Source organism: Fibrobacter sp., from assembly GCF_045601785.1.
Classification (GTDB): Bacteria; Fibrobacterota; Fibrobacteria; order Fibrobacterales; family Fibrobacteraceae; genus Fibrobacter.
The window spans coordinates 1-7,925 of record NZ_JAZSAF010000008.1 but is presented as its reverse complement, the minus strand read 5'-3'; the positions used below and the strand labels follow the sequence as shown (position 1 = coordinate 7,925).

Sequence of the window (7,925 nt, the reverse complement as noted above, 5' to 3'; positions counted from 1 at the left end):
CCAGGCGCAAAATCCGCTTCGCATCGTCCTCCGGCATCACGCAATCGTGAGCGCTGCGGCATTTCATGCAGCCAATGCACGGACGAAATTCCAACTTGCAGACATCAATGATGGTTACCTCGGTGCCTTTTTCAAACAGGGCATCGCCCATGATATTTAGCATTTGGCTAATATTTCCGTCTTTGCGCGGGCTTGCATTCAAAACGACCACTTTTCTCATTGTGTATCCATCCAAAAGAAACGTTCTTCTATAAAACTTTCCCTTGTTAAACACCCCAGAATCTAGAAAATGCTACTTAAAAGAACGAAAAATCATTTTTTAGCCCAAATTCGCACCTTTTGTAAATTTTTGGTGCGTTTGACTTGAATTTAAATTACATTTAAATCGGAAATATAGAGAGTTTTTGCTCTTGTTCTCTAAACGAAATCTAGACAGTTTCTAAAACCGAGGACAAGGCGAAACTCCACAGGTTTTAACCGATGGAGGCCGTCATGGCTATGAAGCAATCATTTGCGACATTTACCCGCCTGTCATCCTGGAGCGTAGCGATAGGAGCCATGGCGGCCCTTGTGCTTGCCGCCTGCGGAGTCGATAGCGGCAGCAAGTCCAGCGGAGCAGAAGATGTCCCCGTTCGCGAAGTTTCCACCATCTACGACCTGGGAGCCTGCACCCCCGAACGCGAAGGGGATACCGTGTATGTCATGGCGCAGTCCATCGACTACCTGTGTTCCGGCAACAACTGGCTCGATATCACGACCCTGCCGGAGAATCCCGACCCGGCGCAGTCTTCCTCCAGCGTCGTTCCGGGCAACGACCCGGAATCTAGCAGTTCCACAGTGGACGACCCGCTGAACGGCGGTTCCAGTTCATCGGCCCGCACATCCTACATCGAGGTCACCACAAGGGAGCAACTCGGCACCTGCGATGCAAGCCTCATTGGCCTACGCGCCCTGGTGCTGGCCGATTCCTCTTACTTTACATGCAAGGCAAATGGCTGGGCAAAGGACGATACCTATCTGGGTTACGACATCGTTCCTACCAAGGAAGACTTACCCCAGTGCCACGCAGGCAACGCCAAGCAGCGCGTTTTGGTCAAGAAGGATTCCGTCTTCTTCAAATGCGATTCCGTAAAGTGGGTGCCCGAGACCGCCGACGGCTATATCGTGAAGAACGCGTCCATCCTGGGAGCTGCACAGAAGGGGCCGTTCAAGTTCGATTCGCCCCTCACGCTCCGCGAAGTCCTTTTGCACGACGACGCACTGACCTACACGGGCCGCGAATATATCGACGAGATTTCCAGCAACAAGGGCGACTTCGTGATTCCGAAGGTGAACCTGGTTTACCCTTACGCGGTGCTTGAAGTCCGTGGCCTGTGGCGCAACGAAGTGACCGGCGAATGGAGCAAGGATTCCATGACGCTCCGCGCCCTGACCGATTTGACCAGCCGCACCGAGGTGAACATCAACCTGCTGACCCACCTGGAATACGACCGCGCCGTACAGCTGGTGAACAAGGGCTACAGCGTGTTCGCCGCCAAGAAACAGGCAGAATATGAAATCATGACGGCGTTAGGTTTTGCGACGACGGTGGAGTATTCCGAAGACCTAAAAACATTCGTGCCATCGACCAGCGAAAATTATGGGGAGAACGCCACACTGATGGCGATTTCGTTGCTTTTCATTGGTGACAGAAGCGAAGCCGAAATCCAGAATGCGATTAATAGTTTCAAGAGCGACCTGGCGGAAGACGGAGAGTGGGACAATGGGCAGATGAAGGCGGACATGGCGGACTGGGCGGAAGCTTTTGACGGCGGTTCCGTGCGGGCCAACGTGAAGAGCTGGAACATCCTGGACATTCCCGACTACGAAAACTACCTGACCATTTACTGGAACAATGCCTACGAACTGGGCGGCTGCTCTGCGACAAGGTCCGGCGTAATTGCGCAAAACAAGAACTCAAAGAGCAAGAACTATAACGTCCATTACATCTGTAAGGTGACCAGCTGGCAGAAGGCGACCGATTTCGAGAAGGATACCTACGAATGGGCCGACGGTGAAGAGGGCGAAGTCAAGAAAGGAAACGTGACGGCGACTTACTACGTGTTTGAAAATGGCAAGTGGACGGTTGCGAAGAATGAAACTGCCTTGGGACTTTGCTCCACAAACCGTGCGGGGGAGATTGCGAAAATTGATGAAACTTATTTTATCTGCGAAGACAAGAACTGGCGCACAGCGACTGTTCTTGAATACGATACCGACGGGTTCGGCAAGGGTGATGATGGCGAAGTTCGCGCGGGCAAGGTGAACCAGGACAAGTTCTATGTCTATGAGAATGGGGCATGGCGAGCAAGTGCCAATGAGATAGAAAATAATCTCGGAGCGTGTGTAACCAGCCGACTAAATGAAGTTGGTAAGTCTGGCAATAAATATTACACCTGTAAATCAGGTGGATGGGTGTTGTCTACGGCCCTAGAGTATGACACTTATCAGTGGACCGCAGGAACGGATGGTGAAGTGAAATCTGGGTCGGTAATTTCGTCTAATCATTATACGTATGCAGATGGGACGTGGCGTGCTACGGCAAATGATATGGAATATGAGTTCGGTGCTTGTGTCGCTAGCAGAAGTGACGAAAAGCATATTCAGAGTGGTAAGTATTACATCTGCGAGAGCATGGCTTGGAAGCAGATAACCGCTGAAGAGTATGGACTTGGATATTGCACCACTTCAAACAGTGGGGTTGTCGAGAACTTGAACGATGTGTATTATATCTGCAAGTCAGGGAGTTGGGTGACGGCGACCGCACTGGAGTATGATACTTATGGCTGGAAAGCAGGAACTGAAGGAGAAATGAAACCGGGTTCTGTAAATTCATCAAACCACTATGTGTATGAGGATGGGGCGTGGCGAGCAAGTGCGAACGAAATTGAGTATGATTTAGGTGCGTGTGTGATAAATCGTTTGAATGAAGTTGGAAAATCGGGAACGACTTATTATACCTGTAAGTCTGATGGATGGACCGAGTCTACAGTATTGGAGTATGATACATACAAAAAATATTGTCCCAAAGATGGATCTATTGTAAGTGGAAAAGTTGTTTCAGAAAATAAATATGTGTGTGATGCAAGTGTATTTAGAACAGCGAATGAATTGGAACTTTCGTTGAATAAGGGATGTGTAAATTATACAGAAAATAATAAACAGTATCTTAACGATAAGTATTACATTTGCGAAAATAAAGTATGGAAAGAGATTTCCGTTACCGAGTATGGGTTAGGCTATTGCACTGAGTCGAGAAATGGTGATGTTAAAAAATTGAACGATGTTTATTACATCTGCAAATCAGAAAATTGGACTGAGGCAACTGTACTTGAATATGACACATACGGAAAAACCTGTTCTAAAGACGGAACTATTGTAGATGGTGAAGTTGTTGCTGAAAATAAATATGTGTGCGATGCCGGTTTATTTAGAGTGGCTAACGAAATGGAACTTTCGTTGAATAAGGGATGTGTAAGTTATACAGAAAATTATAGGATAAGAAAACAAATATCCGAAGAACAGGATTCCGTCTACACTTGTAAAAATAGTAACTGGACGGGTTTTGTCATCGTATATGGTTCGTTGATTGACGAAAGAGATTTGAAAACCTATAAAACGATTGTCATTGGAACACAAAAATGGATGGCGCAAAACCTAAATTATTCAGACACTGTTAATTACCCGAGCATGAAGGGTAGAAACTGGTGCTATAACAATAGCTTGGATAGTTGTGCCAAGTATGGTCGTCTTTACAACTGGGCTGCCGCCATGGACAGTGCGGGGACTTTCTCTACTAATGGGAAGAATTGTGGTTATGAAAGATCCTGTTCGCCTACTTACCCTGTTCGTGGAATTTGCCCCGAGGGGTGGCATTTGCCGAGATATACTGAATGGACAACTCTGTATTCTGCGATGGGATCTTCTGCATACGCAATGCAGGCGCAAGGTTTTGAAATGTGGAAAAAAGCGACTGATGGATATGGTTTCTCTGCGCTCCCAGCAGGCTACAGTGACGATGATGGTGGCTTCGGCAACTGTGGTTACAGCGCCTTCTTCTGGAGTGCCACGGAGCAGAGTAGCATTTTAACCGACTTATGGCGCTTGGATGGGGGCAGTGCGTACTTCATCTACGCCCGCAAGGAAAAAGGCTACACAGTTCGTTGCTTACAGGACTAGGTTGTAAAGCGTCAACGAAATAAGGAACAAAATTATGGATAGATTACCAAAACACTTGTATTTTTCTGATGGTGCTGAAAATGATGTTGAGACACTTTTTATCCTAGAGTCCCCCTATGAAGAAGAATTGTATTGGGAACACCCTTGTATGGGACAGACCGGGAAAAAGATGTCTGAAGTTTTAATTCAACATTCCGATATCGCCATAGGAGACTTGATTCAACACAACAATCCGCAAACAAGAAAATATGCTCTGTTTGAAACCTTCAAGTTTCCTTTGGACGAGTCTTTAACGCATGGCTTGGATGCAGATGAACTATTCTGGAAACATATAAAATGTTTAGATTCATCTTTAGGGCGCAAAAGTAGAGATGAGCATAATCAAGGCCTAAATAATTTTTGGGAAGAAAACAAAGCCTCATTTCCGAAAACATATCAGATTTGTTTGGAAAGCTCTTTAAAGTTATTTTCAAATTTAAAGGAAATTGTGGTTTGTGGATTTATTGCTCAAAGTATTTTTTTGAATGTATTTCAAGTAAAGGATCCTGGTTATGATCAAGATCGAAAAAAAATTCTGGTAGCAGGAAAAACGATAGATATTTATTTTATAGAACATCCGTCTGCACCTCTATATGATAATAACAGACCATGGGCTTTTCGGATGCAGCCTCGTCCCCTCGGAAAAATACCAAGAAGAGATTGAGCTTCGCGTTAGTGCTGGAGGCCCGAAGGGTTCGGATTCGGTGACTGTAAGGAGCCGAAGCTGAACGGACGGCGAAGCAGGGCGAGCCGATAACGCGACAGCCCGCCCCACGCTTGCGTGGGGAACGCCCAAACGTCACTCAGGCGTTCCATTCCTTTTGCATCAAAAAATCCAGTAAGCCGACAACAAGAATTCCGTCGTCGTCGTAATGCGGCTTGACAACGTCTTTTACGACGATAATCCGCTTAAATCCGTCCGTCAGGTTCACCAGGGATTTCTCTTCTCCTGCTCGCGTTTCTCAGCGGTTGATATTTCAAAGGCGGATTGAATATAGAATCGCTGGCTCCCTTTATTTGGCCATTTGTGCTTATCGCTGATGTATTACAGCAGCTTCCCTGCCTTGAAGGATTCTTCAAGGTAGCTCGGATTTTGGTAATAGCAGTCCGAATTGAAGTTGGAGATGTAGTCGCTAATGGGGGAGGTGAAAATCTTGATGGCGGTTTCGATTTCATCTCCGTTCTTTGCGCAGTCGAGAACCATGATGCAATACAGGTTGCCGATGTCCGTATAGGAGGGAATATCGTATTTGCAGTTCTCTACAGATTCAAAATCGCCCTGCGGGATTTTGTACTGGTCCACAATTTCTTCGCCGACCTGCTCGAAACTTAGGCAATGGTTCACCTGGGCGTCTTTCAGCTGTTTGGCAAAACCGTCAACTCCAAGCCTGTTTGCGACCACCCCGCGCTTGTTCTTTGTCTTGCGGGCAATAAATTCAACCAGTGAACACACATAGAACAAATCGTCTTTATCTGCTTCCGTCATGCTTAACCTCGAATTTCAAGAACTTCAGGCATGCTAGAGCCGAAAGCGTGTGAAAACTAATTTGGTGTGTAGGGTATTTGAATTCTGCCAATGCCCAGAACTGCTTTCGATTAATCCGTCCTGTCAAGAAATCGTTCACAAAATTCCAAACGGTGTCGTCTGCCATAGGACCTTCGACAACATCGTATTGATGGGTGCCTCCATTACGGCAGGCTGCTATAAAATCGAGCCATTCGTCGGTCATCCTTTCGAATTTCAGAATCTTCAGTGAGCCTGAATCCGTAAATTCATAGTGATTGACGTATGGAGTTCCTTCACCACGGTTTGCCCACCGCACTGCTTGCCTAAAATCATTCGTGCAATAGAAACCCCAAGAAAAGTCCTTGGTGAACTTTGTCTTTCGAATTTCGGGCAATTCCACGATTTGTTTGCTTGCATGGTAAATGAGCATGACTTTAATATAATAAAATATCCCGAAAAATAATGTTATATACTGAAAATACCGATCTAATTTAAAGACTTGTTTTCAGATTATGATTTTTTTGTATCAGACCAATTGTTGGCTCTTGTTTGGGGATTTTATATGGCGGTTTACGCAAAAACGCCCAGGTCGATGATTTTCTGCAGGGAGGCTATGGTGCCCTTGTTTTCATGCAAGTACATCGTAAAGCCTCAAGTCGTAGATATACTTGTATGTTTTTAGTGGGAAGTTTTCGATGTATTTATCTACGTCGGCGCGGAGAATCTTGTTGCGCAAGATATGCCTGCGGATAATGTCGGGCGCTTCTTCCTCGCAGCAGTAGTCCGTATATTCTTCAACATCTTTAAGCAAGTCTAAAAGTTGGAGTACGTTGCGGTTTTCCTTGGTGACGGCGACCTTGGCCCGACGGATGTAAAATGGAATTTCTCCGACCTTCACTTCGCGCGCGATGGCTGTGGTGTTGTTCGTGACGATTTCTGCCTTATACGGCACCTGCAGACACAATCCCAACTGGTTAGCGAAGGTGTAACCCGAATAATAACCGTAAATTTCATCGCCATCGGTGATATACTTGTACTCGGCGACCATGTTCGACGACATGGGGTAGTATTCGTGGTTGGGGTCGGGCAAGAAGTAAACCCCAGGCTCAAACCGCGAAAGTTCGCCCGCATCGACCAGTTTCTTGAATTGCTGTCGCAGATTACCAGCCGAAAGCCCAAGCGGCTCGGCGTCTTCGGTGAAAATTGGTTTTCCCGGCCCGAATTTTGATTTCAAGAATTCCAAAAGCATTTTGCACCCTCATTAACACTTTTTAATATATATAATAAAAAAGTGTTTGTCAATGGGTAAAAAAACACCCCCGACACTTCAATGCCGGGGGATGTTTTCTCAAAGTGAGCGTTCTCTCGTCTATTTGAACAGATTCTTCATCTTCTCGAGGAAAGACTCTTCCTGCGCGGTTTCCTTGTCGTGCCTGAGTTCCGCGAGTTTCTGGTAGAGTTCCTTCTCTTCGCGGCTAAGGTCCTTCGGGATTTCCACGCCGATGTTCACGTAGAGGCTTCCACGGTCGCCGCGCTTGTTCAGCGGGTACAGGCCCTGTTCGCGCAGGCGCAAGATGCTCCCGGCCTGGGTTCCGGCCGCAATCTTGATCTGCACTTCGCTACCGTCCAGCGTCGGGATTCGCTGCGTTCCGCCAAGCACCAGCTTGTGGACCGGCACCTTGATTTCGCAGTGCAAATCGTCGCCTTCGCGGGTGTAGAAGTCGTCGGGCTTTTCGGCAATCACCGCCAGCAAGTCGCCGCAGGCACCGCCGCGAGGCCCGCAGTTGCCTTCGCCACGCAGGTTCAGGTACTGGCCCTCGGCAACGCCCGCCGGAATCTTGATGGAGATTTCTTCCGTTTCCTGCACGCGGCCCTCGCCGTGGCAATGCGGGCACGGTTTCGCGATGACTTCGCCCATGCCGTTACAGATGGGGCAGGCGCTTTCGGTAATCATCTGGAAGAATCCGCCCGTAGAACGGCGTACACGGCCCGTTCCATGGCAGGTGCTGCATTCCTTGATGTCCTGGCCGCCCTTGCCGTTACATTCCGTACATGGTGTGTAGCGTTTCAGGCGAACCTTCTTGGTGCAGCCCTCGAAGATTTCCTTGTAACTGAGCGCCACCTTGATCTGCAAGTCGTTTCCGCGCGGAGGCCCGGCCTT

The 7,925-nt window shown here is 47.5% G+C and carries 8 protein-coding genes; 2 read left to right on the top strand and 6 right to left on the bottom strand.

The window, feature by feature from the left end; translation table 11 throughout:
- A partial coding sequence (locus ACKI61_RS01860; protein ID WP_407456111.1) for a flavodoxin family protein occupies positions 1 to 220 on the bottom strand: 220 nt, incomplete at its 3' end.
- A gap of 272 nt (positions 221 to 492) precedes the next feature.
- Between ACKI61_RS01860 and ACKI61_RS01855 the strand changes: the two genes are divergently transcribed.
- Together ACKI61_RS01855 and ACKI61_RS01850 are read left to right on the top strand one after the other, a co-directional pair.
- Positions 493 to 4,218, top strand: coding sequence for a fibrobacter succinogenes major paralogous domain-containing protein (locus ACKI61_RS01855; RefSeq protein ID WP_407456110.1), 3,726 nt, complete (start codon positions 493 to 495; stop codon positions 4,216 to 4,218).
- Positions 4,219 to 4,252: 34 nt separating this feature from the next.
- Positions 4,253 to 4,921, top strand: coding sequence for a hypothetical protein (locus ACKI61_RS01850; protein WP_407456109.1), 669 nt, complete (start codon positions 4,253 to 4,255; stop codon positions 4,919 to 4,921).
- A gap of 139 nt (positions 4,922 to 5,060) precedes the next feature.
- On the opposite strand, the gene ACKI61_RS01845 is transcribed toward ACKI61_RS01850, so the two are convergent.
- The 5 genes from ACKI61_RS01845 to ACKI61_RS01825 form a co-directional block, all read right to left on the bottom strand.
- Complete coding sequence (locus ACKI61_RS01845; protein WP_407456108.1) at positions 5,061 to 5,189, bottom strand: hypothetical protein; 129 nt, start codon at positions 5,187 to 5,189, stop codon at positions 5,061 to 5,063.
- A 113-nt stretch (positions 5,190 to 5,302) separates the two neighbouring features.
- Positions 5,303 to 5,743, bottom strand: a complete 441-nt coding sequence (locus tag ACKI61_RS01840; RefSeq protein WP_407456107.1) for a hypothetical protein — start codon at positions 5,741 to 5,743, stop codon at positions 5,303 to 5,305.
- Complete coding sequence (locus tag ACKI61_RS01835; protein ID WP_300085104.1) at positions 5,727 to 6,194, bottom strand: DUF3990 domain-containing protein; 468 nt, start codon at positions 6,192 to 6,194, stop codon at positions 5,727 to 5,729. Before ACKI61_RS01835 ends, ACKI61_RS01840 begins: the two co-directional genes overlap by 17 nt.
- 198 nt (positions 6,195 to 6,392) lie before the next feature.
- Positions 6,393 to 7,013 carry a DUF6088 family protein gene (locus ACKI61_RS01830; protein ID WP_407456106.1) on the bottom strand — a complete coding sequence of 207 codons (621 nt, stop codon included), beginning with the start codon at positions 7,011 to 7,013 and terminating at the stop codon, positions 6,393 to 6,395.
- A 120-nt stretch (positions 7,014 to 7,133) separates the two neighbouring features.
- On the bottom strand, positions 7,134 to 7,925 hold a 792-nt coding region (locus ACKI61_RS01825; RefSeq protein ID WP_407456105.1), incomplete at its 5' end, for a DnaJ C-terminal domain-containing protein.